Source organism: Streptomyces inhibens, assembly GCF_022221585.1.
GTDB classification, from domain to species: Bacteria; Actinomycetota; Actinomycetes; order Streptomycetales; family Streptomycetaceae; genus Streptomyces; species Streptomyces inhibens.
In genome coordinates, this window is record NZ_CP084681.1 from 3,694,132 (window position 1) to 3,721,116 (window position 26,985).

At 71.3% G+C, this 26,985-nt stretch carries 23 protein-coding genes; 11 read left to right on the plus strand and 12 right to left on the minus strand.

What is annotated here, in order from left to right:
• Nucleotides 1–4: 4 nt before the first annotated feature.
• From iolD to iolC, 4 genes are all read right to left on the minus strand, one after another.
• Nucleotides 5–1,888 (minus strand): 3D-(3,5/4)-trihydroxycyclohexane-1,2-dione acylhydrolase (decyclizing), encoded by a 1,884-nt coding sequence (iolD, locus tag KI385_RS16895; RefSeq protein ID WP_238573030.1) that lies wholly within the window; start codon nt 1,886–1,888, stop codon nt 5–7.
• Nucleotides 1,885–2,778 carry a 5-deoxy-glucuronate isomerase gene (gene iolB / locus KI385_RS16900; protein ID WP_238573031.1) on the minus strand — a complete coding sequence of 298 codons (894 nt, stop codon included), beginning with the start codon at nt 2,776–2,778 and terminating at the stop codon, nt 1,885–1,887. The genes iolD and iolB overlap by 4 nt, the downstream gene beginning before the upstream one ends.
• A 30-nt stretch (nt 2,779–2,808) precedes the next feature.
• The gene (locus tag KI385_RS16905) at nt 2,809–3,696 is read right to left on the minus strand and encodes a Cgl0159 family (beta/alpha)8-fold protein (protein WP_238573032.1); all 888 of its coding nucleotides are present in this window, start codon (nt 3,694–3,696) and stop codon (nt 2,809–2,811) included.
• Nucleotides 3,697–3,761: 65 nt separating this feature from the next.
• Entirely contained in the window at nt 3,762–4,763 is a 1,002-nt protein-coding gene (gene iolC, locus KI385_RS16910; protein ID WP_238573033.1) for a 5-dehydro-2-deoxygluconokinase, read from the minus strand.
• A 354-nt stretch (nt 4,764–5,117) separates the two neighbouring features.
• On the opposite strand from iolC, the gene KI385_RS16915 reads away from it, so the two are divergent.
• The 5 genes from KI385_RS16915 (at nt 5,118) to KI385_RS16935 (ending at nt 10,307) form a co-directional block, all read left to right on the plus strand.
• The gene (locus KI385_RS16915) at nt 5,118–6,038 is read left to right on the plus strand and encodes a sugar phosphate isomerase/epimerase family protein (protein WP_128511352.1); all 921 of its coding nucleotides are present in this window, start codon (nt 5,118–5,120) and stop codon (nt 6,036–6,038) included.
• Nucleotides 6,039–6,068: 30 nt separating this feature from the next.
• Nucleotides 6,069–7,088, plus strand: a complete 1,020-nt coding sequence (locus KI385_RS16920) for a Gfo/Idh/MocA family protein (RefSeq protein WP_238573034.1) — start codon at nt 6,069–6,071, stop codon at nt 7,086–7,088.
• 198 nt (nt 7,089–7,286) lie between these two features.
• The gene (locus KI385_RS16925; RefSeq protein WP_238573035.1) at nt 7,287–8,702 is read left to right on the plus strand and encodes a sugar porter family MFS transporter; all 1,416 of its coding nucleotides are present in this window, start codon (nt 7,287–7,289) and stop codon (nt 8,700–8,702) included.
• A gap of 373 nt (nt 8,703–9,075) precedes the next feature.
• Complete coding sequence (locus tag KI385_RS16930; RefSeq protein WP_033265761.1) at nt 9,076–9,270, plus strand: helix-turn-helix transcriptional regulator; 195 nt, start codon at nt 9,076–9,078, stop codon at nt 9,268–9,270.
• Between the two features lie 98 nt (nt 9,271–9,368).
• Entirely contained in the window at nt 9,369–10,307 is a 939-nt protein-coding gene (locus KI385_RS16935; protein ID WP_238573036.1) for a 2-dehydropantoate 2-reductase, read from the plus strand.
• Here the strand turns inward: KI385_RS16935 and KI385_RS16940 are convergent.
• Nucleotides 10,304–11,206, minus strand: a complete 903-nt coding sequence (locus KI385_RS16940; protein WP_238573037.1) for a S1 family peptidase — start codon at nt 11,204–11,206, stop codon at nt 10,304–10,306. The two genes, KI385_RS16935 and KI385_RS16940, sit on opposite strands and share 4 nt — an antisense overlap.
• A gap of 301 nt (nt 11,207–11,507) precedes the next feature.
• Here KI385_RS16940 and KI385_RS16945 point away from each other — a divergent pair, with 301 nt between their 5' ends.
• Nucleotides 11,508–12,050, plus strand: a complete 543-nt coding sequence (locus tag KI385_RS16945; RefSeq protein WP_238573038.1) for a hypothetical protein — start codon at nt 11,508–11,510, stop codon at nt 12,048–12,050.
• Nucleotides 12,051–12,133: 83 nt separating this feature from the next.
• Here KI385_RS16945 and KI385_RS16950 read toward each other — a convergent pair whose 3' ends face one another.
• Entirely contained in the window at nt 12,134–13,210 is a 1,077-nt protein-coding gene (locus tag KI385_RS16950) for a LacI family DNA-binding transcriptional regulator (RefSeq protein WP_238573039.1), read from the minus strand.
• 180 nt (nt 13,211–13,390) lie between these two features.
• Between KI385_RS16950 and KI385_RS16955 the strand changes: the two genes are divergently transcribed.
• Nucleotides 13,391–14,422: a Gfo/Idh/MocA family protein gene (locus KI385_RS16955; protein ID WP_238573040.1), complete on the plus strand. Its 1,032-nt coding sequence runs from the start codon at nt 13,391–13,393 to the stop codon at nt 14,420–14,422.
• The gene (locus tag KI385_RS16960) at nt 14,419–15,201 is read left to right on the plus strand and encodes a sulfite exporter TauE/SafE family protein (RefSeq protein ID WP_238573041.1); all 783 of its coding nucleotides are present in this window, start codon (nt 14,419–14,421) and stop codon (nt 15,199–15,201) included. The genes KI385_RS16955 and KI385_RS16960 overlap by 4 nt, the downstream gene beginning before the upstream one ends.
• A 50-nt stretch (nt 15,202–15,251) precedes the next feature.
• Here the strand turns inward: KI385_RS16960 and KI385_RS16965 are convergent, their stop codons facing one another.
• Nucleotides 15,252–15,902, minus strand: coding sequence for a DedA family protein (locus KI385_RS16965; protein ID WP_238573042.1), 651 nt, complete (start codon nt 15,900–15,902; stop codon nt 15,252–15,254).
• 227 nt (nt 15,903–16,129) lie between these two features.
• Between KI385_RS16965 and KI385_RS16970 the strand changes: the two genes are divergently transcribed.
• The gene (locus tag KI385_RS16970) at nt 16,130–16,417 is read left to right on the plus strand and encodes a heavy-metal-associated domain-containing protein (RefSeq protein ID WP_238573043.1); all 288 of its coding nucleotides are present in this window, start codon (nt 16,130–16,132) and stop codon (nt 16,415–16,417) included.
• Between the two features lie 634 nt (nt 16,418–17,051).
• Here KI385_RS16970 and KI385_RS16975 read toward each other — a convergent pair.
• The 5 genes from KI385_RS16975 to KI385_RS16995 all read right to left on the minus strand — a co-directional run bounded on the left by KI385_RS16975 (nt 17,052) and on the right by KI385_RS16995 (nt 24,583).
• Nucleotides 17,052–18,341, minus strand: a complete 1,290-nt coding sequence (locus tag KI385_RS16975; RefSeq protein ID WP_128511447.1) for a citrate synthase — start codon at nt 18,339–18,341, stop codon at nt 17,052–17,054.
• A 176-nt stretch (nt 18,342–18,517) separates the two neighbouring features.
• Nucleotides 18,518–20,728, minus strand: coding sequence for an SF1B family DNA helicase RecD2 (gene recD2 / locus KI385_RS16980; protein WP_238573044.1), 2,211 nt, complete (start codon nt 20,726–20,728; stop codon nt 18,518–18,520).
• A 515-nt stretch (nt 20,729–21,243) separates the two neighbouring features.
• On the minus strand, nt 21,244–22,188 hold the full coding sequence (locus tag KI385_RS16985) for a sugar phosphate isomerase/epimerase family protein (RefSeq protein WP_238573045.1): 945 nt from the start codon (nt 22,186–22,188) through the stop codon (nt 21,244–21,246).
• Nucleotides 22,185–23,285 (minus strand): dihydrodipicolinate synthase family protein, encoded by a 1,101-nt coding sequence (locus KI385_RS16990; protein WP_238577718.1) that lies wholly within the window; start codon nt 23,283–23,285, stop codon nt 22,185–22,187. Before KI385_RS16990 ends, KI385_RS16985 begins: the two co-directional genes overlap by 4 nt.
• A gap of 146 nt (nt 23,286–23,431) precedes the next feature.
• On the minus strand, nt 23,432–24,583 hold the full coding sequence (locus tag KI385_RS16995) for a Gfo/Idh/MocA family protein (RefSeq protein WP_238573046.1): 1,152 nt from the start codon (nt 24,581–24,583) through the stop codon (nt 23,432–23,434).
• Nucleotides 24,584–24,768: 185 nt separating this feature from the next.
• Between KI385_RS16995 and KI385_RS17000 the strand changes: the two genes are divergently transcribed.
• Nucleotides 24,769–25,776, plus strand: coding sequence for a bifunctional helix-turn-helix transcriptional regulator/GNAT family N-acetyltransferase (locus KI385_RS17000; protein WP_238573047.1), 1,008 nt, complete (start codon nt 24,769–24,771; stop codon nt 25,774–25,776).
• A gap of 223 nt (nt 25,777–25,999) precedes the next feature.
• Nucleotides 26,000–26,878, plus strand: a complete 879-nt coding sequence (locus tag KI385_RS17005) for a sugar phosphate isomerase/epimerase family protein (protein WP_238577719.1) — start codon at nt 26,000–26,002, stop codon at nt 26,876–26,878.
• The last annotated feature ends 107 nt before the right edge of the window (nt 26,879–26,985 follow it).

Below are 26,985 nucleotides of genomic sequence, written 5' to 3' on the forward strand. Positions count from 1 at the left end.
GGGGTCAGAGGTGGCGGCGGCGTTCGGCGGCGTGCCGGTCGTACGCCTCACGGGCGGCGACCGCCGCCGGACGCGTCGCGGTCTCGGCAACAGGAACATCCCACCAGGCCTGAGCGGCCGGCGCGCCCGGCACAGTGTCGGCCGTTTCGGTCTCGACATAGACACATGTGGGCCGGTTCGCGCCCCGCGCCTCGGCGAGCGCGGCGCGCAGCTCGGCGACCGTGGCGGCCCGGATGACATGCATGCCGAGCGAGGCGGCGTTGGCGGCGAGATCGACGGGCAGCGGCGCGCCCGTATACGTGCCGTCCTTGGCCCGGAAGCGGTACGCCGTCCCGAAGCGTTCGGCGCCGGTCTGCTCGGAGAGCCCGCCGATCGAGGCATAGCCATGGTTCTGGATGAGGACGACATTGATGTGGATGCCCTCCTGGACCGCGGTGACGATCTCGGTGGGGTTCATCAGATATGTACCGTCGCCGACCAGCGCCCACACCGGCCGGTCGGGGGCGGCGAGCCGGACGCCGATCGCGGCGGGGATCTCGTAGCCCATGCAGGAGTAGCCGTATTCCAGGTGGTACTGCCTGCGGGACCGGGCGCGCCAGAGTTTGTGCAGGTCACCGGGGAGGGATCCGGCGGCGTTGATGATCACGTCGGTGTCGTCGACGAGGGCGTCCAGGGCGCCGAGGACCTGGGTCTGGGAGGGGCGCACGGACTCGTCGTCCGCGCCGTACGCGGCATCCACCCGGCGCTCCCAGTCCGCCTTCGCCGCTCCGTAGGCGGCCTCGTACTCCGCGTCGACGCGGTGTTCGGACAGCGCCATGGTGAGCGCTTCGAGTCCGGCGCGGGCGTCGGCGACGAAGGAGGTGGCACCGAGCTTGTGGGAGTCGAAGGAGGCGATGTTGAGGTTGAGGAAGCGGACGCCGGGCGCCGCGAAGAGGGTCGCGGAGGCGGTGGTGAAGTCGGTGTAGCGGGTGCCGACGCCAATGATCAGGTCGGCCTCGCGGGCCAGCGCGTCGGCGGTGGCGGTGCCGGTGTGGCCGATGCCGCCGATGTCGGCGGGGTGGTCGTGGCGGAGGGAGCCCTTGCCGGCCTGGGTGGAGGCCACGGGGATGCCGGTGGTGTCGGCGAAGGCGCGCAGCGCGTCCTCGGCCTCGCTGTGGTGGACGCCGCCGCCGGCGATGAGCAGCGGCCGGCGGGCGCCGCGGATGGCGTGTACGGCGTCGGCGAGGGAGTGCGGGTCGGGGGCCGGCCGGGTGACCCGCCAGACGCGGTCGGCGAAGAACTCCTCCGGCCAGTCGTACGCCTCGGCCTGGACGTCCTGGGGCAGCGCGAGGGTGACGGCGCCGGTGTCGACGGGGTCGGCGAGCACCCGCATGGCCTGGAGGGCGGCGGGGATCAGCGCTTCGGGGCGGGTGACCCGGTCGAAGTAGCGGGAGACCGGGCGCAGCGCGTCATTGACGGTGACATCGCCGGCGTAGGGCACTTCGAGCTGCTGGAGGACGGGGTCGGCGGGCCGGGTGGCGAAGGTGTCGCCGGGCAGCAGCAGGACCGGGAGGCGGTTGACGGTGGCGAGCGCGGCGCCGGTGACGAGGTTGGTGGCGCCGGGGCCGATGGAGGTGGTGACGGCCTGTGCGGAGAGCCGGTCGCACTGCCGGGCGTAGCCGACGGCGGCGTGCACCATGGCCTGTTCGTTGCGGCCCTGGAGGTAGGGCAGCGCCTCCTGGGATTCCAGCAGGGCCTGGCCGATGCCGGCGACATTGCCGTGGCCGAAGATGCCCCAGCAGGCGTTGATCAGGCGGTGCCGCCGGCCGTCCCGCTCGGTGTACTGGTGGGCGAGGAACTCGACCAGGGCCTGCGCGACCGTAAGACGGCGCGTCGTCGGGGCGTTCATCGGGCGTCTCCTGCGGGCGCTTGGTAGAGGGGGAGGCGGGGGTCGACGGGCTGGTCGGGCCAGGTGGCGCGGATCCAGCCGTGGTCGGGGTGGTCGCAGATCAGCCACTCGCGCTCTTCGCCGGGTCCTGCCATGACGTTGAGGTAGTACATGGCGTGGCCGGGGGCGGCGATGGACGGGCCGTGCCAGCCGTCGGGGATGAGGACGGCGTCGCCGCTGCGGACCTCGGCCAGCACGTCGGTGCCGCGGCCGTGTCCGGAGGGGGTGACACGCTGGTAGCCGACGCCTTCCTTGCCGTGTGCGGGCGCGATCTCGAAGTAGTAGATCTCTTCGAGTTCGGACTCCTCGCCGGGGCGGCAGGTGTCGTGCTTGTGCGGCGGATAGGAGGACCAGTTGCCGCCGGGGGTGAGCACTTCCACCGCGATGAGTTTGTCGCACTCGAACGTGCCGGCCGCGCCGAAGTTGTTGACCTGGCGGGAGCAGTTGCCGGTGCCGCGCAGTTCCACGGGGACGTCACAGGCGGCGCCGTAGCGGGCGGGGAGGCGGCGCTCGCAGCGGGCGCCGGTGAGCGCGAAGCGGCCGCCGGCGCCGCTGGCGATCTGTACATGGGCGTCGCGCGGTACGTACGCGAAGTCCGTGACGCCGCTGAACACGCTCTCGCGTCCGGCCAGTTCGAGGGTCTCGCCGCTGTCGGTCAGCACCGTGCAGCCGCCGGAGAGCGGCAGCACGATCCATTCGCTGTCGCCGGTGGCGAAGGAGTGGTGGCCACCGGGCGGCAGGTCGAGGACGCGCAGTGAGGAGTGGCCCCAGCCGGCCCGCTTCGGATCGATGTCCAGGGCGTAGGGGCCCTGTGCCGCAGCTCCGGCCTTCAGGTGGAATTCAGTGCTCATGTCTTGAGTCTCCTGCGGAAATCGCGGCGTTCACAGCAGGCCTACGGCGGTGTCCACGGCGGCCGCGACATCGCCGTCGGCCGGGTAGAGCAGGGAGCGGCCGACGACCAGGCCGTGCACGGTGGGCAGCCGCAGCGCCTTGCGCCATTTCTCGTAGGCGGCTTCCTGGTGCTGGACGGTGGTGCCGATGTCGCCGCCGAGCAGCACGGTCGGCAGGGTCGAGGTCTCGCAGACCCGGGCCATCGCGTCGGGGTCGTCGGTGACCGGCAGCTTGAGCCAGGTGTACGCGGAGGTGCCGCCGAGGCCGGAGGCGATGGCCACGGAGCGGGTGACGGCCTCGGGACTGAGGTCGTTGCGGACCTTGCCCTCTATCCGGGAGGAGAGGAACGGCTCGACGAAGGTGGGCAGTTCCAATTCGGCCATCGCGTCGATGGCGCGGGCGGTGGTCTCCATCGTGGTCAGCGAGCCGGGGTCGTCGTAGTCGATGCGCAGCAGCAGTTTGCCGGCGTCGAAGCGGAGCCGGGCGATGTCCTGGGGGCGGTGGCCGGTGAACCGGTCGTCCATCTCGAAGGCGGCGCCGGCGATCCCGCCGCGGTTCATGGAGCCCATCACGACCTTGCCTTCGAGGGCGCCGAGCAGCAGCAGGTCCTCAAGAATGTCGGCGGTGGCGAGCACACCGTCCACGCCGGGCCGGGACAGCGCGAGGACCAGGCGTTCGAGCAGGTCGAGGCGGTTGGCCATGGCGAGCCGCCGGTCGCCGACGGCGAGCGCGCCGCGGGCCGGGTGGTCGGCGGCGACGATCATCAGCCGGCCGCTGTCGCCGAGGAGCGGGCGACGGGTGCGGCGGGCGGCGGCCTCCGCGACGGCTTCGGGGTGCCGGGCCCGCAGCGTCGCGAGGTCACTGATCCGAGGGGTCAAGGCTCAACTCACCTTCTTGAGTGCACAGGTGGGGCGGGGTGGCCGCGGGGGCACGGCTGGGGGCGTCACCGGCCTGCGAGGAACGCCTCGACCTCGTCGGCCGTGGGCATCGCGGAGGAGCAGGCGAGGCGGGAGGCGACGATGGCGCCGGCGGCGTTGGCGTAGCGCATCATCGGCTCCAGCTCCCAGCCGGCCAGCAGCCCGTGGCAGAGCGAGCCGCCGAACGAGTCGCCGGCGCCCAGGCCGTTGACGACCTCGACGGGGGTGGGCGGGACCTCGGCGGTGCGGCCGTCACGGTGGACGGCGAGCACACCCTTGGGGCCCTGTTTGATGACGGCGAGTTCGACGCCCATGTCCAGCAGGGCCTGGGCACAGGCCTTGGGATCGCGCAGTCCGGTGGCGACCTCGGCCTCGTCGAGGTTGCCGACCGCGACGGTGGCGTGCTTCAGGGCGGCTTCGTAGTACGGACGGGCGGTGGCCATCGCCGTGGCGCCGGTCGCACCGCCGTCCCCGGAGGCGCCGCCCTCGCCGCCCCAGAACATCGGCCGCCAGTCGAGGTCGAAGACGGTGGTGGCGCCCGGCGAGGCTCCGGCGCGGGCCTCCAGCGCGGCAAGGGTGGCGCTGCGGCTGGGCTCCTCGCACAGTCCGGTACCGGTGATCCAGAAGATTCGGGCGGCCGCGATGGCATCCTGGTCGAGTTCTTCGGGGCGGATGACAAGGTCGGGGGCCTTGGGGCGGCGGTAGAAGTAGAGCGGGAAGTCGTCCGGCGGGAAGATCTCGCAGAAGGTGACCGGTGTCGGGTAGGCGTCGACGGGGGTCACCCAGCGGTCGTCCACGCCGAAGTCGCGCAGCGCCTGATGAATGTAGTCGCCGAAGGGGTCGCGGCCGGTGCGGCTGATCACGGCGCTACGGCGGCCGAGCCGGGCGGCGGCGACCGCGACATTGGTGGCGGAGCCGCCGAGGAACTTTCCGAAGGTCTCCACCTGGGCCAGCGACACGCCGGTCTGGAGCGGATAGATGTCGACTCCGATGCGGCCCATGGTGATCAGGTCGTACGGCTCGGTCATGTGCGCCCCTTCGGGTCGGCCGGCGCGGCGGGTTCGGCGGGTTCGGCTCTGAGGAAAGGTCTAACGGTGCGGGTCAGACCCTGTCAATAGTTTGTCCTTACATTCTGACGTCAAGGAGGAAGGTGGTCGGAATTCGGACGACGGCAAGACGGCGACAAGGGGCGGGCCCGTCCGGCCGGGGGAGTTGACCCGCCTGGCGCGCACCCCCGGCACACGCGCTGAGTTACAAAGTCCTTAAGTCCTTATGTCAGGACGAAGTCTTGACACTCCCCGGGGCGGCAGAGAGGCTGTGCCCCACAACCCCACCCCAGCGCCTTCCCGGTCACCGCCGACCGGTGAGAGGAGAGCCGCAGCATGTCCCATCCCCATGCCGCCCCGCCCGTTCTGGACCGTATTCGCGTCGGTTCCGCCCCCGACTCATGGGGAGTGTGGTTCCCCGACGACGACCAGCAGGTCCCCTGGCAGCGCTTCCTGGACGAGGTCGCCACGGCCGGCTATGAGTGGATCGAGCTCGGTCCGTACGGCTATCTGCCCACCGACCCGGCCGTCCTGCACGACGAGATCGCCCGCCGCAGCCTCAAGGTCTCGGCCGGCACGATCTTCACCTCGATGCACCACGGCCCGTCCGTATGGGACAAGACCTGGGCGCATGTCTCCGAGGTCGCCACGCTCACCCAGGCGATGGGCGCGGGGCACCTTGTCGTCATCCCGTCCTTCTGGCGGGACGACAAGACCGCCGAGGAGATCGAGCCGCGCGAGCTGACCGTCGAGCAGTGGAAGCATCTGACCACCGGTATGGAGCGGCTGGGCAAGCGGGTACGGGACGAATTCGGCCTGGACATCGTCGTACACCCGCACGCCGACACCCATATCGACACAGAGGAACATGTCGAGCGGTTCCTGGACGTCACCGACTCCGATCTGGTCAACCTCTGCCTGGACACCGGCCACTACGCCTACTGCGGCGGCGACAGCGTCAAGCTGATCCGCACCTACGGCGAGCGGATCGGCTACCTCCACCTCAAGCAGGTCGACCCGGACATCCTCAGCGAGGTCGTCGCCAAGGGCACGCCCTTCGGGCCCGCCGTCCAGCAGGGCGTGATGTGCGAACCGCCGCTCGGTGTGCCCGCGCTGCCGCCCGTCCTGGAGGCCGCCCAGGAACTGAATGTCGACCTCTTCGCCATCGTCGAGCAGGACATGTACCCCTGCCCGCCCGACCAGCCGTTCCCGATCGCCGAGCGCACCCGCCGGTTCCTGCGCTCCTGCGGCGCCTGACACCTCCACCGAGCCAAGGAGAGACAACTGATGAGCCCGCAGCAGACCCTCGGCGTGGCGGTCATCGGCACCGGCCGGATGGGTGCCGACCACGTACGCCGGATCAACGAGGTGATCAGCGGCGCCCGGGTGGCGGCAGTGGTCGACATCGACGCCGACCGGGTCAAGCACCTCGCCGGCGGCATCGAGGGGTGTACCCCGTACACCGACCCGGCCGCCGCCATGGACGACCCCGCGGTGGACGCCGTACTGATCGCCTCACCGGGCCCCGCCCACGAGGCGGCGCTGCTGGACGCCTTCGCGCGCGATCTGCCCGTGCTGTGCGAGAAGCCGCTGACGCCGGACGCCGCCTCCGCACTGCGCGTCCTGGAGGCCGAGCAGGCGCTCGGCCACCGCCGCGTCCAGGTGGGCTTCATGCGCCGCTACGACGCCGACTACCGCACCCTCAAGTCCCTTCTGGACCAGGGCACTTACGGTCGTCCGCTGATGCTGCACAACAAGCACCGCAACGCCGACACCCCGCCCGGCTTCACCAACGCGATGATGATCAACGACTCGGTGGTGCACGAGATCGATGTGACCCGCTGGCTGCTGGAGGAGGAGATCGCCGCGGTCCGCGTGCTGCGCCCGGCCCCCACCGGCAACGCGCCCGAGGGCCTCAGCGACCCGCAGCTGATCCTCTTCGAGACCGCGGGCGGAAAGGTCGTGGACACCGAACTCTTCGTCAACTGCCGCTTCGGCTACCAGGTCAGCTGCGAGGCGGTCTGCGAGGGCGGCACCGCCAGGATCGGCGACGACCACGGGGTGTTCACCAACACCGCGGGCCACTGGGGCGGCGCCATCACCCCCGGCTTCGTGGAGCGCTTCGAGGAGGCCTACGACCGGCAGGTGCAGCGCTGGGTGAACGCCACCCTGCGCGGCGAGGTCGAGGGCCCCAGCTGCTGGGACGGCTATGCGGCGGCCGCGGTGTGCGAGGCGGGCGTGCTCGCCCAGGCCACCGGCGAGCGGGTGGTGGTCGACATGATCGAGCGGCCCGCGCTCTACCGCTGAGGCCCGCCCGCCACCGCGCCACGCCGTACCGCCGGGGCGGGCGCGCCCGGCCGGGCCGGCCGCGCCCGCCCCACGATCCACCGAAAGGCCCCGCACCGTGCCCCACGCCCGCCATGCCGCTCCGCTCCACCTCATACCCCTGTGCCAACCCCCCGCCCCGGTCGGCACGTTGACCGGCGGGGCGGACCGGAGCTGACGATGGCCGCTGCGACCAGCCAGGCGGCGTCCGCCGGCCCGCGCGTCAGCGCACAGGCCCGCAACGCCAAGCGCTTCATCGTCGGCATCGCTGCCATCGCCGCCCTCGGCGGCGCCCTCTTCGGCTACGACACCGGAGTGATCTCCGGCGCCCTTCCCTTCATGGAGGACCACTTCGGTCTCACCTCCCTGGGCGAGGGCATCATCACCAGCGCGCTGCTGATCGGCGCGGCCTTCGGCTCGCTGATCGGCGGCCGGATGTCCGATGCGCTGGGCCGGCGCAACTCCCTGCTGTGGGCGGGCGCCGTGTTCATCGGCGGCGCGCTGGCCGTAGCGCTCTCCCCCACCCTCCCCTTCATGACCGTGGCGCGCTTCGTCCTCGGCCTCGCCGTGGGCAGCGCCTCGGTGATCACCCCGCTCTACCTCTCCGAGATCGCACCCCCGCACATCCGCGGCCGGCTGGTCTCCTTCAACTCCCTGATGATCGTCAGCGGCCAGCTGCTCGCCTACCTCGTCAACGCCGTCCTGGCGCACTGGGCGGCCTGGCGCTGGATGCTGGGCCTGGCCGCACTGCCCGCCGTGGCTCTGTTCGTCGGGCTCTTCTTCCTGCCCGACACACCCCGCTGGTACATCAGCAAGGGCCGGCAGGACGACGCGGCCGGGGTGCTGCGCCGTACGCTGCCCGTCGAGGACGTGCCCGCCGAGCTGGCCCGTATCGACCAGGCCCGCAACCTGGAGGCCGATGCCCGGCGCGGCGCCTGGGAGCAGCTGCGCACGCCCTGGGTGCGGCGGCTGCTGCTGGTCGGCATCGGTCTGGCGGCGGTCCAGCAGATCACCGGCGTCAATGCCGTCGTCTACTTCGCGCCCAAGATCCTGGCGTCCACCGGCCTGGGAACCGGCGCGGCGATCACCGCCACCATCGCGATCGGCGCCATCTCCGTCCTCGCCACCACGATCGGGATGTCGCTGATCGACCGGGTCGGCCGGCGGCCCCTGCTGATCAACGGCCTGGCCGGGATGACCGTCTCGCTCGCCCTGCTGGGCGCGGCCTTCCACCTCCCGCACTCCGGTGCCGTCAGCGTGCTGGTGCTCTGCCTGATGGTCCTCTACATGGCCTTCATGCAGGCCACCCTCAACACCGGCGTCTGGCTGCTGCTCGCCGAGATGTTCCCGCTCAAGGTCCGCGGACTGGCCATGGGCGCCGCGGTGTTCGTGATGTGGGTGGTCAACTTCGCGGTCGCGCTGGTCTTCCCGGTACTGCTGGACGCGGTCGGCGCGAGCACCACCTTCTGGTTCTTCGGCGTGATGTGCGTACTGTCCCTGCTCTTCTGCAAGCGGTACGCACCGGAGACGAAGGGGCTGGCGCTGGAGGACCTGGAGCACGAGCTGCGGAAGACGGCGGAGGCGAAGGCGGGCTGACGGGGCGTCGGCCGCGGTGCCGGCCGGGCGCCGGGCGGGGCGACGGCCGGACGCCGGGCGGGGCGACGGCCGGGCTCCGGCCGGGGCGACGGCCGGGCTCCGGACGGGGCGCGCGCAGGGGCTGCCCCTGGGATTGCCCCATCCGCCCCACCCGCCCCGGCCTGTCCCGTCCCGCCTCCGTCACAGCCATCCGCCCCGCGTCACGACTGTCACCGTTGAGCGGTCCTTCCGTCACAGCCGTTCAACAGCCCCTCCCCGGCGGTCACTCGGTGTCGTTGTCCAGGCACAGGGTGAGTGATCACCAGGCCGTACGCGGCCCCCGCGCCGGCTCCCCCGGGCCGACCCTGCGTACGGCCCTCAGGAGGTGGCAGAGATGACCGACCGCAGGCTCTGGTCCTACAAGGAGATCGCCGCACACATCCAGGTGCAGCCGGACACCGTGCGCTCGTACCGCAAGCACGGACTGTTGCCCGAACCGGATCTGGTGGAGGGCGGAAAACCGTACTGGTTCGCCGACACGGTCAGAGCATGGGTGGCCCAGCGTCCCGGCCAGCGCGGCCGACGCTGAGATCCACCGAACAGACCCTGTCCCCGGCGCCCGGCCCGGCGCCGGGGGCCAAGCGCGGCAGGCGCCCGGGAAGCCTCCGGGGCCTCTACGATCGTGGTATGCCCCGCACCTCCCAGGCCGCGGCGCCCACCCGGATCGCGGTGATCGGCGCCGGCGCGATCGGCGGCTACACCGCCGCCCAGGCCCAGTGGGCCGGCCTCGACGTCACACTGTGCGTCCGCAGCCCGCTGCCCGGACTGACCATCGAGAGCGAGGGCGGGACCCGGCCCGCGGCGGTACGCATCGCCACCGACCCCGCGCAGGTGACGCCGGTCGACTGGGTACTGCTGACCACCAAGGCACAGGACACCGTGAGCGCCGAGGGCTGGCTGCGGAGGCTGTGCGGCCCGGACACCGCCGTCGCGGTGCTGCAGAACGGTATCGGCCAGGAGGAGCGGGTCGCCCCGATCGTCCCCGAGGGCACCGACATCCTGCCGACCGTGGTCTACATCTCGGCGGAGCGCATCGCCCCCGGCCGGATCCGGCACCATGTCGCCAGCGAACTGCATGTACCCGAGGGCCCGTTGGCCGACCGGTTCGCCGCCCTGCTGGCCGGCAGCGAGCTACGGGTGCATCCCGTCCGGGACTTCACCACGGCCGCCTGGCGCAAGCTGTTCACCAACCTCGCGGCCAACCCGATCACCGCCCTGCTCCAGCAGCGGATAGGGATCTTCGCCGACCCCGAGATGGCCGCGCTCACCCGCGATCTGCTGCGCGAGGCGGCCGCCGTCGCGCGCGCCGAGGGCGCGGACATCGGCGAAGCGGACGTCACCAGGACGCTGGAGCTGTACGCCACCGCACCGCCGGACGGCGGCTCCTCGATGCTCTACGACCGCCTCGCGGGCCGCCCGCTGGAGCACGAGTTCCTCACCGGCGCGGTGGTCAGGGCCGGCGAACGGCACGGCATCGCGACCCCGTTGAACCGGATGCTGCTGACCCTGCTGCGCGCACTCGACCGCGAACTGCGGGGCGAGCAGGGCCAGGCCCTGTCGTTCTAGGAACCCGCTATCGACTCCGACGCCCTCGGTCCCCGCAATCCCGGCACATCGGCGAACGCGGCATCGGCGGCCTGTCCGCACACCTTGCCGGCCGTCTCGCCGGCAAAGCTGAAGACGCCGACCAGCTCCGGCCCTCGCTGCCCCCGCACGACCAGCGGACTCCCACTGTCGCCGAAGCACATCGTCGCGCCGCCGCCGTCCAGGTCGCGGGCGCAGAACATCGACGCGTCGTCCACCACCGCCGGAGTCTGGGCGGCGCACTGCGCATGACTCCGTACGGTCAGGTCCCCTCGACGCAGCACATCGCCGCGGATCTCCTTGTCCGGCTGGCTCGGATCCGGCGCGGCCGTGATGCCATGGGCGAAGATCGAAGCCTTCGTTCCGGGGCGCGGCCGCTGCTTCGCGATCGGGAGCGGCTTGACGCCGCGAACCGGGGCGGTGAGGCGGATCTCCGCCATGTCGTAGGCCGCCGAGGACAGTTCGGGGCGATCGGGGTCCACCGGGGAGGGCAACAGCTTGTAGCCCGGGTGCGGTTCGGCGCTGCGGATGTCGCGTACGGTGCCCGGATCCTGCGACAGCACCGAGGACCCGATGTGCACCTCGATCTTCTTGACGTCCACGCCGTCGAGACAGTGGGCCGCGGTGAGCACGCGGTCGGGTGCGATCAGCGCGCCCCCGCACGAGGCCCGTGCCAGCAGTGGGGCGTCGCCCTTCACGGCCAGCGTCGCAAGCCACGGAGCCGCCCCCGGCCGCGGCAACTGCGTACCGCCGGACATGGCCTGGGCCGTCCCCGCCGCGCCCAGGGCCGCGCTCACACCGACCACGGCCGCGCCGAGGAACGCACCGGCCCGCATCCGACGAGCACGCGACACCCTGCGCCGCTTCGTTTCCGATTCCATCTCTCCACTCCCGCTGTCCCCGCTGTGCGGCGGTCCCGTGGGCCCTGCGGTCCGCCCCTGCGATCTTGTGACAGCAACAAAAGCTAGTGGCGTGGAGCGGGGGAGTAATCACCCCCAAGTCGCGTCAGTCGTAATCCTTCGGAGCGACCGACCCTGACACACCCTCAGGGTCCGGGCCGGTCGGGCGGGACTTCTCTCGGACTGCTCCTCCCGAAGGCTGACAGGGGCTCACCCATGCGGTGAGGGGCGATCCGCCGTAGGCGTGAGGACCGGTCACCGGCGATCGAAGATGCTGAGGATCATGACAGCGATCGACGGATCCACCCCGGCCTCGACCACACACGACACCGAGCGACCTGTCCCACGCTGGGCGGAGATCGTCGCCCACCTCATCCCGCTGGTGGCGCTGCCGGTGTGCCTGTGGCGGCTGCCGATCGGTTTCGGCTACGGCATGGGTGGGGCGGTCCTGCCCCCGGCGTGGTTCAACGCCCCTTACGTCGTCGGACTCAGCGTCCTCTCCGAGTCGTTCGCCCTGCTCACCTTCGGTCTGGTGCGCCGTTGGGGAGAGGTCGTGCCCGACTGGATCCCCAAGGTGGGCGGCAAGCGCATCCCGCCCTTCGCGGTGATCGCCCCCGGGGCCCTCGCCGGGCTCGCCTTCCTCGCGCTGATGGTGCACTGGGCGTTCGGCGCTTTCCGCATCGGCGGCGCGAGCGGCTTCCCGTACGCCGATGGGTGGGACACGCTGGCGATCACGGTCAGCGGCTTGTTCACCTTGTGGGGCCCTTTGCTGCTGGTCCTGACCTACGCCTACTACCGTCGCCGCTGTCAGTCGGATATCCCTTAGGGCCTGCCTGAGTCGCTCCTGATGTGGGCGTGACACTTTGACGACAACTCCTGGGGCCAGGGAGCCGGAGCCGGGCCCGGAGGTCAGGGCTTGGGCGGCGCCGTCGATCCCCTGATCTCCAGCTCCGGGGCGACGAGTTGATGACCGGCCGGGGTGTCGGGGCAGTCCATACGGTCCAAGAGGCAGCGCGCCGCCCGGCGGCCGATCTCGTGGCTGGCGTTGTTCACCGAGTTCAGCCAGAGGTGGCGGATGCGGGCGAGGTAGGTGTTGTCGTAGCCGACGAGAGAGAGGTCGGCGGGTACGTCCAGGCCCAGTTCCTGGGCGGCGGACAGCGCGCCGACGCAGGAGATGTCATTGAACGCGAAGACGCCGGTGGGGCGTTCGGTGCCGCGCGACGGGTTGAGCAGCCGGACGGCGGCGCGGTAGCCGCCCTCCTCGGTCCCGTCACCGCTCTCCACGACGGCGCTCGCCGCCAGGCCGTGGGCGCGTACGGCGGCCTCGAAGCCGCGTCGGCGCAGCTCGCCGACCAGCCCCTGCCCGGCGATATGGGCGATCCGCCGGTGGCCGAGGGCGATCAGGTGCTCGGTGGCGAGCCGGGCGCCGCGCTCGTCGTCGTTGGCGACGATGTCGACGTGCGGCAGCCGGGGTTCGTGGTTGCCCGCGATGACCGTCGGCAGCCGCTCGGCGACCTCGGCGAGCCCATCGGTGTCCGGGAGTGTGCCGACGACGACGAGGCCGTCGACCCGCAGTTCCTGGAAGGTGCGGGCGAAGTCCTGGCCGGCCCGCCGGTCGAGCCGCCCGTCGGCCATCAGCATCCGCAGACCGTGCGCCTCCAGCAGCGAGTTCAGACCGTCGAGGACCTCGACGAACCAGGGGTTGCGCATATCGTTCAGCAGCACGCCGACGGTGTGCGTACGGCGTGCGACAAGGCTGCGGGCGGCGGCGTTCGGCCGGTAGCCCAGCTCCTCGATGGCGTCCAGCACGGCCTGCCGCTTGGCGTCGCTGACCCGCGGCGAGCCCTGGAGGACGAGCGAGACCAGCGATTTGGAGACGCCCGCGCGCTCGGCGACACCGCGGATCGTCGGAGGGCGCCGCCCATCGGCCTGCCCAGCGACTCGCCCGCCGCCCCGCCCCTCGGCCAGCTCATTGGACCGTTCCATGAACGGAAATCCTTCCATCGGGTCAGGTCGGGCGTCAATCGCCGCCCCTCGGCCGCAATAGGCACCGCCGCACCCCTGCACAAGGGTTGACATGCCGACATCAGGACATGCAGGGTGCCGAGGAGGACAGCGTTGGACCGTTCCAATTCACCGTCCCATTCCTCTCGGGAAGGACCGAGCATGAAGATCGGCCTGATCGGCACCGGGCGCATCGGCGCGTTCCACGCCAAGACCCTCCGGAGCGTCCCGGGTGTCACCGGCATCGTGGTCGCGGATGTGGACACCGCGCGCGCCGCGTCGCTGGCGGACACCCTCGGGGTACGGGCCGCCCCAAGCATCGAGGAGATGTACGCGGACGGCCTGGACGGCGTGGTGATCACCGCCGCGACCAGCGCGCACGCCACGCTGATCCATCAGGCCCTGGACGCCGGGGTGCCGGTGTTCTGCGAGAAGCCGGTCGCGCTGGACGTGCCGGGCACCCTCGGGGTGGTGGAGCGGGCGCAGTCCGGCACCGTCCCCGTACAGATCGGCTTCCAGCGTCGCTTCGACGCGGGCTACCGCGCCGCCCGTGAGGCGCTGCGCTCCGGCGAGCTGGGCTGGCTGCACACCCTGCGCGCCTGCACCAGCGATCAGACACCGCCGCCGGCCGGCTATATCCCGACCTCCGGCGGGCTGTTCCGGGACTGCAGCATCCACGACTTCGACATCCTGCGCTGGCTCACGGGCCGCGAGGTGGTCTCGGTCTACGCCCAGGGCGCCAACCGCGGCGCGTCCTTCTTCGCCGACGGCGACGATGTCGACACCTGCGCCGCGCTGCTGCGCTTCGACGACGACACCCTGGCCACCGTCACCGCGACCCGCTACAACGGCGCCGGCCACGACGTCCGGCTGGAGGTCTGCGGCTCCGAGGGCGCCCGTTTCGTGGGCCTCGACGACCGCGCACCGCTGCCGACCGCGGAGCCGAAGCTGTCGTGGCAGCGGGCGGCCGCCCCGTACGCCACGTTCATGGAGCGCTTCCACGACGCCTACGTCACCGAGCTGGGCGTCTTCACCGAGGTCGCCGCGGGCCGGACGCCGAGCCCCTGCTCGCCCGCGGAGGCGTTGGAGGCGCTCTATGTCGCCGAGGCCTGTGAGCGCTCGCGCCGGACCGGCGCACCGGTCGCCGTCGCCGACGTCCGGGCCACCGCCGGCGGCGCGACCCCGGACGCGTGAGCGACCTCGGGGTCATATCGCTCGCCACCCTGGTCCTGGCCGCGCTGTTGGTGGGGGTCTCCAAGACCGCCATCAGCGGCGTCGGCGCGCTGAGCGTCGCGCTCTTCGCCGCCGTACTGCCCGCCAAGGAGTCCACCGGCGCCCTGTTGCCGCTGCTCCTGGTCGGCGACGTCCTGGCGGTCCGGGCCTATCGCAAGCACACCGACTGGCCCGCCCTGCTGCGGCTGATGCCCTCGGTCGCGGTCGGTGTGCTCCTCGGTGTCGCCTTTGTCGCCGTCACCGATGACACCGTCGTCCGCCGCACGATCGGCGTACTGCTGCTGACGATCGTGCTGCACCACGTGTGGCGCCACCGGCTGTCGCGGCGGGCCCGCGAGCGCCGGGCGTCGGGCGGCACGGACGCGGACACGGACCGGGCGGCCGGGCCGCGGCGCGGCCACACGCTGCTCTTCGGTCTCCTCGCCGGTTTCGCCACCATGGTCGCCAACGCCGGCGGCCCCGCGATGTCGCTCTACCTGCTCGCCTCGGGCTTCACCATGCTCGGCTTCCTGGGCACCGGGGCGTGGTTCTTCCTGATCGTCAACCTCTTCAAGCTGCCGTTCAGCATCGCGCTGGGGCTGGTCACGCCCGATGCGCTCGCGCTGGACGCGGTCCTCGCGCTCGCCGTGCCGGCCGGCGCGCTGATCGGGCGGGCCGTGGTGCACCGCATCGATCAGGCCGTCTTCGCGCGGCTGGTGCTGCTGTTCACCGCGCTCTCCGGCGTGAATCTGCTGCGCTGATACGGGGGGGACGGCCCGAGGTCAGGCCCGGGCCGTCCCCCCCGTACCGGTCATATGGCCACGACGGACGAGGCCCGGTCGCCACGCCCCTCACCGTCCCCCTTGCAGGTCCCGCCGCTCTCGCCCTCACCGCTGCCCTTGGGCGCCTCGCGCAGGGCGCGCCGACGGGCGGCCCACTGGATCGCGGTGCCCACGGCGGCGACCGCACAGGAGACGCCCAGGCCGATCCCGGCGGCGTAGAGCGGGCGGCCGGCGGCGGCGCTGCCGAGGTAGCCGAGTCCGACCGAGTACGTCGCCCAGGACACCTCGGCGATACCGGCGCCGAGCATGTACTTGCGCACCGGATAGCGCAGCACCCCGGAGGCGAGTGCGCCGGCGATCCGCCCGCTGGGCAGGAACCGTACGGCGATCACGAACGGCACGCCGTACCGCTGGATGCGCTGCGAGGTCCACTCCAGCAGCGCCCGGCTGCGCGGGGTGCGGCGCATCCAGCGGCGTACGGGTTCGCCGAACCGCCGGGCCACGAGGTACATGAGCAGGTCCCCCAGCAGGGCGCTGGCCGCCACGACCAGCAGGATCAGCGGGAGGAACGCCTCTCCGCGGGAGGCGAGCACGCCGGCGGAGACCAGCAGCGCGGAGTTGGGGACCAGCGGCGGCAGTGTCGTGAGCACCAGCAGGCCGTAGAGGGCGAGTACGTCCATCCGGCCGCCTCCTCGGATCGCCCCGAGTCCGTATCCCAAGGCTGACGCGTGAGGGGGCGCACGGCAACGTGATGGGCGTGCCACCGGCCTGGATTGATACCCCCTAGGGGTATACAGTGACTAAGGTCGGGAGACACCGGCAGCCGCCCGGGCCTCTCGCGGCGCGCTCCGACACCCTGGCACCGTGCACCACACGGAACACATCGGCACCACAAGGAGAATCCCCCATGGCTGAGAACAGCTCCTGCTGCACCCCGGAAGGCTCCTGCCACTCCGGCGGCACCGACGTCCAGGTCGGCGAGGTGACCACCACGTACAAGGTCACCGGCATGACCTGCGGCCACTGCGAGGGTGCGGTGTCGTCCGAGATCGGCGAGATCGCCGGGGTCAGCTCGGTGCAGGCGGTCGCAGCCACCGGCCTGGTGACCGTCACGTCCAAGGCCCCGCTGGACGAGGAGGCCGTGCGCGCGGCCATCGACGAGGCCGGCTACGAGCTCGTGGGGCAGGCTGCCTGATCACGGTGCCCGGCTCCACCACGCAGGCGCAGGTCGAGCTCGCCATCGGCGGGAAGGCCTGCGCCTCGTGCGCGAGCGACCGAAGAGGCCGGGGTCGAGCTGCCGCCGAAGCCGCGGGAGGCACCGGCAGCCAAAGCCGCGAGAGGCGCCGGCCGCCACCGAGGCAGCCGGCAACAGCCTGCGACAACGAAAATTCACATTGCTCTTACAACTGACACAACACCCATACCTCAGGGCCTCGATCTCCAACTCGTGACCCTTGACCGCATTCGCCCCTATATGGCAAGAGACGCAGATCACACTCATCGGAACGTAACCATTGAGGGGGGTCGCGAGTCTAACCGGGCAGTGCAGGCACCCCGGCGGGTCTTGCACTGCACCAGCCGTGCTGATCTTGGGGGATCATGTCCGGCTACGCGTGGCCGGGGCGACGCGCCCGGGGAGCTTTGAGCGGCCCTCCCGAATGTGCGCGTCCCGGCGGAGCGCGGTGCGACCCGGAGCGCCCGGACGGATCCCGTGGGGGGAATCCGACCCGGGAACAGGGAAGCGCCCCGCACTCTGGACCCGTGGGGGGATCCGGAGGCGGGGCGCTTTTCGTTTGTGCGCGTCAGGGCCTGCCCTCAGAAGGCGGCCGTCAGCGCTCCTCGACCGGCACGAAGTTGCGCTCGACGACACCGGTGTAGATCTGCCGCGGGCGGCCGATGCGGGAGCCGGGCTCCTTGATCATCTCGTGCCACTGGGCGATCCAGCCGGGCAGCCGGCCGAGCGCGAAGAGCACGGTGAACATCTCGGTCGGGAAGCCCATGGCCCGGTAGATCAGGCCGGTGTAGAAGTCGACGTTCGGGTAGAGCTTGCGCGAGACGAAGTAGTCGTCGGAGAGCGCGTGCTCCTCCAGCTTGAGGGCGATGTCCAGCAGCTCGTCGGACTTGCCGAGCGCGGAGAGGACATCGTGCGCCGCCGCCTTGATGATCTTCGCCCGGGGGTCGAAGTTCTTGTAGACGCGGTGCCCGAAGCCCATGAGCTTCACGCCGTCTTCCTTGTTCTTCACCTTGCGGATGAAGGAGTCGACGTCGCCGCCGTCGCGCTGGATGCCCTCCAGCATCTCCAGCACGGACTGGTTGGCACCGCCGTGCAGGGGGCCCCACAGGGCGTTGATGCCGGCCGAGATCGAGGCGAAGAGGTTCGCCTGCGAGGAGCCGACCAGACGCACCGTGGAGGTCGAGCAGTTCTGCTCGTGGTCCGCGTGCAGGATCAGCAGCTTGTCGAGGGCGCTGACCACGACCGGGTCGAGGTCGTAGTCCGCGGCGGGCACCGAGAAGGTCATACGCAGGAAGTTCTCGACGTACCCGAGGTCGTTGCTCGGGTAGACGACCGGGTGGCCGACCGACTTCTTGTACGCGTAGGCCGCGATCGTCGGGAGCTTGGCCAGCAGCCGGATCGTGGAGATGTGGCGCTGCTGCTCGTCGAACGGGTTGTGGCTGTCCTGGTAGAACGTCGACAGCGCGCTGACGACCGACGACAGCATCGCCATCGGGTGAGCGTCCCGGGGGAAGCCGTCGTAGAAGCGCTTGACGTCCTCGTGAAGCAGGGTGTGGTACGTGATGTCCTGCTTGAAGTTCGCCAGCTCATCGACGGTGGGCAGCTCGCCGTTGATGAGGAGGTACGCGGTCTCGACGAACGTGCTGCGCTCTGCGAGCTGCTCGATCGGATACCCGCGGTAACGAAGAATGCCCTGTTCACCATCGAGATAGGTGATCGCGGATTTATATGCCGCGGTGTTGCCGTAACCGGAATCCAGGGTCACCAGACCGGTCTGGGCGCGCAGCTTCGAGATGTCGAAGCCCTTGTCGCCGACGCTGCTGTCGACGACCGGGTAGCTGTATTCGCCGTCCCCGTAACGCAGTACTACAGAGTTGTCGCTCACGTCATCCCTCACCGACGTTGTGCCTCTTCTTCGAGGTGCCCTGACTGCCTATACCTTCCCCCATTTGGACCTTGGATGTGCACTCGGGGTCGGCCATAGGGCCTCATTGCGGCACTCAGTGCCGCGTGAGTGTCCATCCTGCTCCCCTTCGCCCCGATTGGGAAAGAGGAGTGACATCACATGGCCCCGGCGAGCCGGTGAGCGAGCGCCGTACACCGCCGACCGGCGGATACGGTGCGGACGGCCTGCCCCAGGGCCTTCCGGGAGCCGACCAGCACCACCAAGCGCTTTGCCCGGGTCACGGCGGTATACAGCAAATTGCGCTGCAGCATCATCCAGGCACTGGTGGTGACCGGAATCACCACCGCTGGATACTCACTACCCTGCGAGCGATGGATCGTCACGGCATAGGCGTGCGCGAGTTCGTCGAGTTCGTCGAAGTCGTACGGAACCTCCTCGCCCTCGTCGGTCCGCACCGTCAGCCGCTGCTCGTCGGAGTCCAGCGCGGTGACGACACCGACCGTGCCGTTGAAGACGCCGTTGCGGCCCTTTTCGTAGTTGTTCCGGATCTGGGTGACTTTGTCGCCGACCCGGAAGACCCGGCCGCCGAAGCGGCGCTCGGGCAGATCGGGGCGGGCGGGGGTGACGGCCTGCTGGAGCAGACCGTTCAGGGCGCCCGCACCGGCCGGACCGCGGTGCATCGGGGTCAGTACCTGAACGTCGCGGCGCGGGTCGAGGCCGAACTTCGCCGGGATCCGGCGCGCCGCCACATCCACCGTCAGCCGCCCGGCCTCCTCGTTGTCCTCCTCGACGAACAGAAAGAAATCCGCCAGCCCGGTCGTCAGCGGCGGGACGCCGGAGTTGATGCGGTGGGCGTTGGTGACCACGCCGGACTGCTGGGCCTGCCGGAAGATCCGGGTCAGCCGGACGGCGGGAACGGGCCCTCCCTCGGAGAGCATGTCCCGCAGGACCTCACCGGCCCCCACCGACGGCAGCTGGTCCACATCCCCGACCAGCAGCAGATGGGCGCCCGGCGGCACCGCCTTGACGAGCTTGTTGGCCAGCAGCAGATCCAGCATCGAGGCCTCGTCGACCACCACCAGATCGGCGTCCAGCGGCCGGTCGGCGTCGTACGCGGCGTCCCCGCCCGGCTTCAGCTCCAGGAGGCGGTGGACCGTGGAGGCCTCCGCCCCGGTCAGCTCCGAGAGCCGCTTGGCCGCCCGGCCCGTGGGAGCCGCCAGCACCACCTTGGCCTTCTTGGCGCGGGCCAGCTCGACCACCGACCGGACCGTGAAGGACTTGCCGCAGCCCGGGCCGCCGGTGAGCACCGCGACCTTCTGCGTCAGCGCCAGCCGTACCGCCTCCTGCTGCTCGGGCGCCAGCTCGGCACCCGTACGCCGCGCCAGCCACGCCAGCGCCTTGTCCCAGTCGACGTCCCGGAACGCCGGCATCCGGTCCTCGTCCGTACGCAGCAGCCGGGTCAGCCGGCCGGCGAGCGAGATCTCGGCGCGATGGAACGGCACCAGATAGACGGCGGTGACCGGCGCCTCGTCCGCGCCGCCCGGCACCTTCTCCCGGACCACCCCCTCCGGGTCCGCGGCCAGCTCGCCCAGACAGTCGATGACCAGTCCGGTGTCCACCTGTAGCAACTTCACCGCGTCCGCGATCAGTTGCTCCTCGGGGAGGAAGCAGTGGCCCTGGTCGGTGGACTGCGACAGCGCGTACTGCAGGCCCGCCTTGACCCGGTCCGGGCTGTCGTGCGGGATGCCGACGGACTGGGCGATGCGGTCGGCGGTCAGAAAGCCGATGCCCCACACATCCGCGGCCAGCCGATAGGGCTCGTTACGGACCACGGAGATCGAGGCATCGCCGTACTTCTTGTAGATCCGCACCGCGATGGAGGTGGACACACCGACGCCCTGGAGGAAGACCATGACCTCCTTGATGGCCTTCTGCTCCTCCCAGGCCGCCCCGATCATCTTCGTCCGCTTGGGGCCCAGACCCGGCACCTCGACGAGGCGCTCGGGCTCGCTCTCGATGACGTCGAGGGTGTCCGTACCGAAGTGCTCGACGATGCGGTCCGCGATCCGCGGACCGATGCCCTTGATCAGGCCGGAGCCCAGATAGCGGCGGATGCCCTGGATCGTGGCGGGCAGGAGGGTGGTGTAGTTCTCGACCGTGAACTGCTTGCCGTACTGCGGATGGGAGCCCCAGCGCCCCTCCATACGCAGCGATTCCCCCGGCTGCGCCCCGAGCAACGCACCCACAACGGTCAGCAGATCACCCGAACCGCGGCCCGTATCAACCCGCGCGACCGTATAGCCGCTCTCCTCATTGGCGTAGGTGATCCGCTCCAGGACCCCTTCCACGACGGCTGCGTTGACCATGGAACGACGGTACCGCCGAGGTCTGACAACCCACACCGCCGAGGTCTGACAACCCGCCTCGAAGCGCCTCCCCGCGCCTCGAAACGCCTCCCCCGCCCCCTCCCCCTCTCCCCCTTCGGGGGAGGGGGCGGGGGGTGGGTTCGGGGGTGGGGGAGCGAAGCCCCGCGCGAAGCAAGGTTTCGGGGGCGGAGAGCGAGGCCCCGCGCGAAGCACGGCTCCGGGGACAGTGAGCGAAGCCCCGCGCAAAGCACGGCTCCGGGGGCAGAGAGCGAAGCCCCGCACGAAGCACGGCTCCGAGGACAGTGAGCCGGAGCCCCGGCGGAACACCATCGAGGGGCCCGTCCGATGGTCGGGCCCCTCGATTCCCCCTCCATGCCGGCCCCGGATCCCCCCGGATCCCTCCCCATATCGGGACCAGCGTCAGCTATGACCTTTGTAGGCGGCCAACGGTTGTGCGCCTTCGCTGAGTTATTTCCCCCTCACCCGATGTACACCTGCTGCACGAATTCCCGCCGTCATCCCACATGCGCCCGGAAGCGGTCCACGATCTCGGCGAGCACCTCCGCACCCTCCCGCGCCCACAGCGCCGGGTTGAAGATCTCCACCTCGATCGGCCCCTGGTAGCCGGCCGCCTCGACCCGCTCCCGGAACCACCGCAGATCCACCGAACCGTCACCGAGCTGCCCACGCCCCAGGAGGACGCCCTCGGGCAGCGGGGTGATCCAGTCGGCGAGCTGGAAGGCGGCGATCCTCGAACGGGCCCCGCCGCCGGGCTCCTTCCCCGCGCGCTCGATCTGCGCGCCGACCGTGTCGTCCCACCACAGGTGGTAGGTGTCGACGACCACCCCCACCTGCTCGACGGGGAACCGCTCGGCGAGATCCAGCGCCTGCGCGAGCGTCGAGACCACACACCGGTCGGCCGCGAACATCGGATGCAGCGGTTCGATCGCCAGCCGTATGCCCCGCTCCGCGGCGTACGGCCCCAACTCGCCCAGCGCGTCCGCGATCCGCTCCCGGGCACCGGGCAGATCCCGGCTGCCGGTGGGCAGTCCGCCGGAGACCAGGACCAGGGTGTCGGTCCCGAGCACGGCCGCCTCCTCGATGGCCGCCCGGTTGTCGTCCAGCGCCGCGGCCCGCTCAGCCAGGTCCAGGGCGGTGAAGAACCCGCCCCGGCACAGGCTGGTGACCCGCAGCCCGGCGTCCCGTACGAGCCGGGCGGCCGCGGCCACCCCGTACTCCTGCACCGGCGCACGCCACAGTCCCACGCCCCGTACGCCCGCCCGCGCACACCCGTCGGCCAGATCGGGCAGTGACCACTGTTTGACGGTCCGCTGATTGAGGCTCAGACGGGCGAGGAGGGAGTCAGCGGAGTCGGCGGAGTCGGCGGAGTCGGCGGAACCGGCGGAGTCGGCGGAATCGGCCGTGGTCCGGTGCTTCAGCGGCTCGGTGTCGCCGCTCATGTCTCCTCCCCCCTCTTCTCCGCCGCCGTCTCCCCCACCCCATATACGGCGAGCAGCTTCCCCATCCGGTCGGCGGCCAGCTCCGGGTCCGGGAACAGGCCGAGCCCGTCGGCCAGTTCGTAGGCGCGCCGCAGATGCGGCAGCGAGCGGGCCGACTGCAGGCCGCCGGCCATGGTGAAGTGCGATTGGTGCCCCGCCAGCCAGGCCAGCAGGACGATGCCGGTCTTGTAGTAGCGGGTGGGCGCCTGGAAGAGGTGCCGGGAGAGCGCGACGGTCGGGTCCAGGGCGGCCCGGAACCCCGCGGTGTCCCCTGTGTCCAGGTGGCGTACGGCCTCGGCGGCCAGTGGGGCGAGCGGGTCGAAGATGCCCAGCAGCGCATGGCTGAAGCCGTGGTCGTCGCCGGCGATCAGCTCCGGGTAGTGGAAGTCGTCGCCGGTGTAACAGCGCACGGTCTCCGGCAGCCGGCGGCGCAGCCGTACCTCGCGGTCGGCGTCCAGCAGGGAGACCTTGACGCCGTCCACCTTGTCGGGGTGTGCGGCGATGATCTGCAGAAACGTCTCGGTGGCGGCATCGAGTTCGGCGCTGCCCCAGTAGCCGTCGAGCGCCGGGTCGAACATCGGGCCGAGCCAGTGCAGGATCACCGGCCGGGCGGTCTGGCGCAGCAGATGGCCGTACAGCTCCAGGTAGTCGGCCGGTCCGGTGGCGGCCGCGGCGAGCTGACGGGACGCCATCAGGATCGGCCGGGCTCCGGCGTCCTCCACAAGTGCGAGTTGCTCCTCGTACGCCTCTCGGACGTCCGTCAAGGAGGAGCCATGAGGCGGGAGTTGGTCGGTGCCGGCTCCGCAGGCGAGCAGGCCGCCGACCGCCTTGGCCTCGGCCGCCGAGCGCCGGATCAGTTCGGCGGCGCCTCCCCAGTCCAGGCCCGTCCCGCGCTGCGCGGTGTCCATCGCCTCGGCCACGCCCAGGCCCTGCGCCCACAGGTGGTGGCGGAAGGCGAGGGTGGCGTCCCAGTCGAGTGCGGCAGGGCCGTCCGGGGTGGTGTCGGCGAGCGGATCGACGACCACATGGGCGGCGGCGAAGACCGTACGGGAGCGCAACGAGGGCCGGGGAGTCGCACCTTCGGACCCGGTGGCGGGCTCGGTGACGGACCCGGTGGCGGACGCGGTGACGGACGCGGTGACGGACGCGCTGACGGACCCGGTGGCGGACCCGGTGGCGGCATCGGACGAGGCCGGCGCCGCGTTCACAGGGTCAGCTCCGGTACCTCCAGGCGGCGGCCCTGCGCCGACGACCGCAGCCCCAGTTCGGCGAGTTGGACACCCCGGGCTCCGGCCGCCAGGTCCCAGCGCCAGGGCTCGTCGCGTACGACATGCCGCAGAAACAGCTCCCACTGCGCCTTGAAGCCGTTGTCGAAGTCGGCGTTGTCGGGAACCTCCTGCCACTGGTCGCGGAACGGTTCGGCGGCCGGAATATCCGGGTTCCAGACCGGTTTGGGAGTGCTGGAACGGTGCTGGACCCGGCAGCGGCGCAGCCCGGCCACGGCCGATCCCTCGGTGCCGTCCACCTGGAACTCCACCAGTTCGTCGCGGTGCACCCGGACCGCCCACGAGGAGTTGATCTGCGCGACGATGCCGCCGGTCAGCTCGAAGATGCCGTACGCGGCGTCGTCGGCGGTGGCGTCGTACGGCGTGCCCGACTCGTCCCAGCGGCGCGGGACATGCGTGGTGATATGCGCCTGGACGGTCCTGACCGGCCCGAACAGCTCGTGCAGGACGTACTCCCAGTGCGGGAACATATCGGCCGTGATGCCGCCGCCGTCCTCGGCGCGGTAGTTCCAGGAGGGGCGCTGCGCCTGCTGCCAGTCACCCTCGAAGACCCAGTAGCCGAACTCGCCCCGTACGGACAGGATGCGGCCGAAGAAGCCGCCCTCGACGAGGCGGCGGAGCTTGCGGAGACCGGGCAGGAAGAGCTTGTCCTGGACCACGCCGTGTTTGACGCCGGCGTCCCGGGCCAGGCGGGCCAGCTCCAGCGCGCCCGCGAGGTCGCTTGCGGTGGGCTTTTCGACGTAGAGGTGCTTTCCGGCGGCAATCGCCTTCTTCACGGCCTCCGCGCGGGCGGCGGTGACCTGTGCGTCGAAGTAGACGTCGATGCTGTCGTCGGCGAGTACGGCGTCGAGGTCGCAGCTCCAGTGCTCCAGGCCGTGCCGTTCGGCCAGTGCGCGCAGCTTGTGCGGGGAGCGGCCGACGAGCACCGGCTCCGGCCAGATCACCGTCCCGTCGGCCAGTTCGAGGCCGCCCTGTGCGCGCAGGGCGAGGAGGGAGCGGACCAGGTGCTGGCGATGTCCCATGCGCCCGGTCACGCCGTTCATGGCAATGCGTACGGTCGTGCGTGTCACGGTCGGCCCCTCTCGGGATTGGAGTCGTGATCGCTGTTCTTGAGCGCACCCCCACTTCAGCCGGAGGCTAGCCCATCCTTGGCGCGCAGCCACGAAGCTGCGGCGTCCGCTGTGTTGGACGCCAAGGTGCGCGGATCGGCCTCGGTCGCGTACCCTTGACTCAGTCAAGGGTGAGTGGGTCGACGATGACAACCGGGACGACATCCGATACGACATCCGGCGCGCAGCCCGGCCCGGCGGCCGGCGAGGCGTCCGACACCGCAGCCGACGTCCGTGAGCTGCGCAGATTCAACCGCTTCTATACGAACCTGATCGGCGCGCTCGACTACGGCCGGCATCTCTACACCCCGTTCACCCTCACCGAGGCCCGGGTGCTCTACGAGCTCGCCCACCAGCAGCGGGTGGACGCCGCGGATCTGCGCGCATCGCTGTCGCTGGACGCCGGCTATCTCAGCCGGCTGCTCGGCAAGTTCGAGGACCGCGAGCTGATCACCCGCGGTAAATCCGAGCGGGATCCACGCCGTCAGCGCATCACGCTGACCAAGGACGGCCGGAATGCGGCCGGTCTGCTGGAGGAGCGTTCGCAGGACGCCGCGGGGTCGCTGCTGGAGCGGCTGCCGGTCGCGGACCGGGCCCGTCTGGTGGCCTCGATGCGGACCATCCGCACGCTGCTCGACGAGGACGCGGACCGGGCATCGACGGCCCCCGCCCCCGAGGTCACGCTGCGTACCACCCGCCCCGGGGACCTCGGCTGGATGGTGGAGCGCAACGCCGCCCTCTACGCCGCCGAGTACGGCTTCGATCTGAGCTACGAGGCGCTGGTGGCCCGGATCGTCGCGGAGTACGCCGAGGCCTTCGACCCGCGGTGGGACCGCACCTGGATAGCGGAGCTGGGCGGCGAGAGGGCGGGCGCGGTGATGTGCGTACGGGACGGCAGGCCGGGGGTTGCCCGGTTGCGGCTGCTGCTCGTGGAGCCGGGCGCCCGTGGGCATGGCGTGGGCCGTCAACTGGTCGATGTCTGCGTGGAGTTCGCGCGGGACGCCGGATATGCCGAGCTGGTGCTGTGGACCAACTCCATACTCGGCGCGGCCCGCAGCATCTATCAGCGGGCCGGATTCGAGCTGGTCGCCGAGTCGGCGCACCACAGCTTCGGACAGGACCTGGCCGGCCAGGACTGGCGGCTGGCGCTGTGATGGCCAGGGTGACGGCGTTGACGCGGGCCGCAGGGGCATACGTGCCCAGGGCATAGGCAACACGTACGTCAGCGGCATGGACGTGAGCAGTACGGACGTCAGCAGCACGGACGTCAGCGGTACGGACGTCAGCAGCATGTACGTGAGCGAGACGGAGGAGCGCGGCATGGGCAGCAACGGCACGGGCACCACTGGCGGCGGCACGGATGACCTCACCCCCACGATGCGGTTCGCCTTCTCCACCCTCGGGGTGCCGGGGATGCCGGTGGCCGACGTGCTGCGGCTGGCCGTCGAGGCCGGGTATCAGGGGGTGGAGCTGCGGGCCCATCCGGAGGAGCCGGTGCATCCGCTGATCGGGGCGCGGGAACGGGCCGCCGTGCGCGGCCGGTTCGCGGACGCCGGGGTCGAGATCCTGGCCGTCGCCGGGTACGCCAGGGTCGCCGCCGCCCGGGACGCTGCGGGTGAGGAGGAGCTGGCGCAGGAGCTGCGTGAGCTGGTGCTCCTCGCCGCCGATCTGGGGGCGCCGTATGTGCGGGTGTTCCCCGGCGGCGGTGACCGGCCGGCGGCCGAGGCGGACGCGGATGCCGCCCGCCGGCTCGCCACGGTGGCGCCGCTCGCGGCCGAGCGGGGCGTCCGCGTGCTGCTGGAGACCCATGACTCGCACCGTACGGGCGCGGCCGCCGCCCGCATCCTGGGGCCCGTGGGCCATCGTCAGATCGGTGCGCTCTGGGATGTGCTGCACAGCTGGCTCGGCGGCGAGGAGCCCGTCGACACCCATGCCGTGCTCGCCCCGCATCTGGGCTACGTCCAGGTCAAGGACGTCGCCTCGGCCGAGGACAGCACGCCCCTGCCGCTCGGCGCCGGCGCCCTGCCGCTCGCGGCCGTCCTGGCCACGCTCGGCCAAGAACCCCGCGACGCCCACGGCCCGGTGCCGACGCCCGAGGGCATCTACGACCAGGGCTCGGGCGGCTGGCTCTGCTGGGAGTACGAGAAGCGCTGGTACCCCGAGGCGGCCGAGCTCCCCGCCCTCCTGGCCCCCGGCCGCGCCCACCTCCAACGCCTCCTCAAGGGCACCGCTCCGGACGCCCCCGCGGGCACCTGACCTCGGCCTGCCGCCTCCCCCCGAAGCCCCCTCGCCTCCCCACCGCCCCCGACGCCCCATCACACACCCCCGGCCGCCCCGCAATACCTGAGCGCCACCACGGATCG

Coding starts and splice junctions, on each gene's coding strand:
- KI385_RS16985 (WP_238573045.1), bottom strand. CDS start 22,188: ATGAGCGGCGACACCGAGCCGCTGAAGCACCGGACCACGGCCGATTCC.
- KI385_RS16945 (WP_238573038.1), top strand. CDS start 11,508: ATGACAGCGATCGACGGATCCACCCCGGCCTCGACCACACACGACACC.
- KI385_RS16930 (WP_033265761.1), top strand. CDS start 9,076: ATGACCGACCGCAGGCTCTGGTCCTACAAGGAGATCGCCGCACACATC.
- iolD (WP_238573030.1), bottom strand. CDS start 1,888: ATGAACGCCCCGACGACGCGCCGTCTTACGGTCGCGCAGGCCCTGGTC.
- KI385_RS16940 (WP_238573037.1), bottom strand. CDS start 11,206: ATGGAATCGGAAACGAAGCGGCGCAGGGTGTCGCGTGCTCGTCGGATG.
- KI385_RS16965 (WP_238573042.1), bottom strand. CDS start 15,902: ATGGACGTACTCGCCCTCTACGGCCTGCTGGTGCTCACGACACTGCCG.
- KI385_RS16950 (WP_238573039.1), bottom strand. CDS start 13,210: ATGGAACGGTCCAATGAGCTGGCCGAGGGGCGGGGCGGCGGGCGAGTC.
- iolB (WP_238573031.1), bottom strand. CDS start 2,778: ATGAGCACTGAATTCCACCTGAAGGCCGGAGCTGCGGCACAGGGCCCC.
- KI385_RS17000 (WP_238573047.1), top strand. CDS start 24,769: ATGACAACCGGGACGACATCCGATACGACATCCGGCGCGCAGCCCGGC.
- KI385_RS16920 (WP_238573034.1), top strand. CDS start 6,069: ATGAGCCCGCAGCAGACCCTCGGCGTGGCGGTCATCGGCACCGGCCGG.
- KI385_RS16970 (WP_238573043.1), top strand. CDS start 16,130: ATGGCTGAGAACAGCTCCTGCTGCACCCCGGAAGGCTCCTGCCACTCC.
- KI385_RS16915 (WP_128511352.1), top strand. CDS start 5,118: ATGTCCCATCCCCATGCCGCCCCGCCCGTTCTGGACCGTATTCGCGTC.
- iolC (WP_238573033.1), bottom strand. CDS start 4,763: ATGACCGAGCCGTACGACCTGATCACCATGGGCCGCATCGGAGTCGAC.
- KI385_RS16935 (WP_238573036.1), top strand. CDS start 9,369: ATGCCCCGCACCTCCCAGGCCGCGGCGCCCACCCGGATCGCGGTGATC.
- KI385_RS17005 (WP_238577719.1), top strand. CDS start 26,000: ATGCGGTTCGCCTTCTCCACCCTCGGGGTGCCGGGGATGCCGGTGGCC.
- recD2 (WP_238573044.1), bottom strand. CDS start 20,728: ATGGTCAACGCAGCCGTCGTGGAAGGGGTCCTGGAGCGGATCACCTAC.
- KI385_RS16955 (WP_238573040.1), top strand. CDS start 13,391: ATGAAGATCGGCCTGATCGGCACCGGGCGCATCGGCGCGTTCCACGCC.
- KI385_RS16925 (WP_238573035.1), top strand. CDS start 7,287: ATGGCCGCTGCGACCAGCCAGGCGGCGTCCGCCGGCCCGCGCGTCAGC.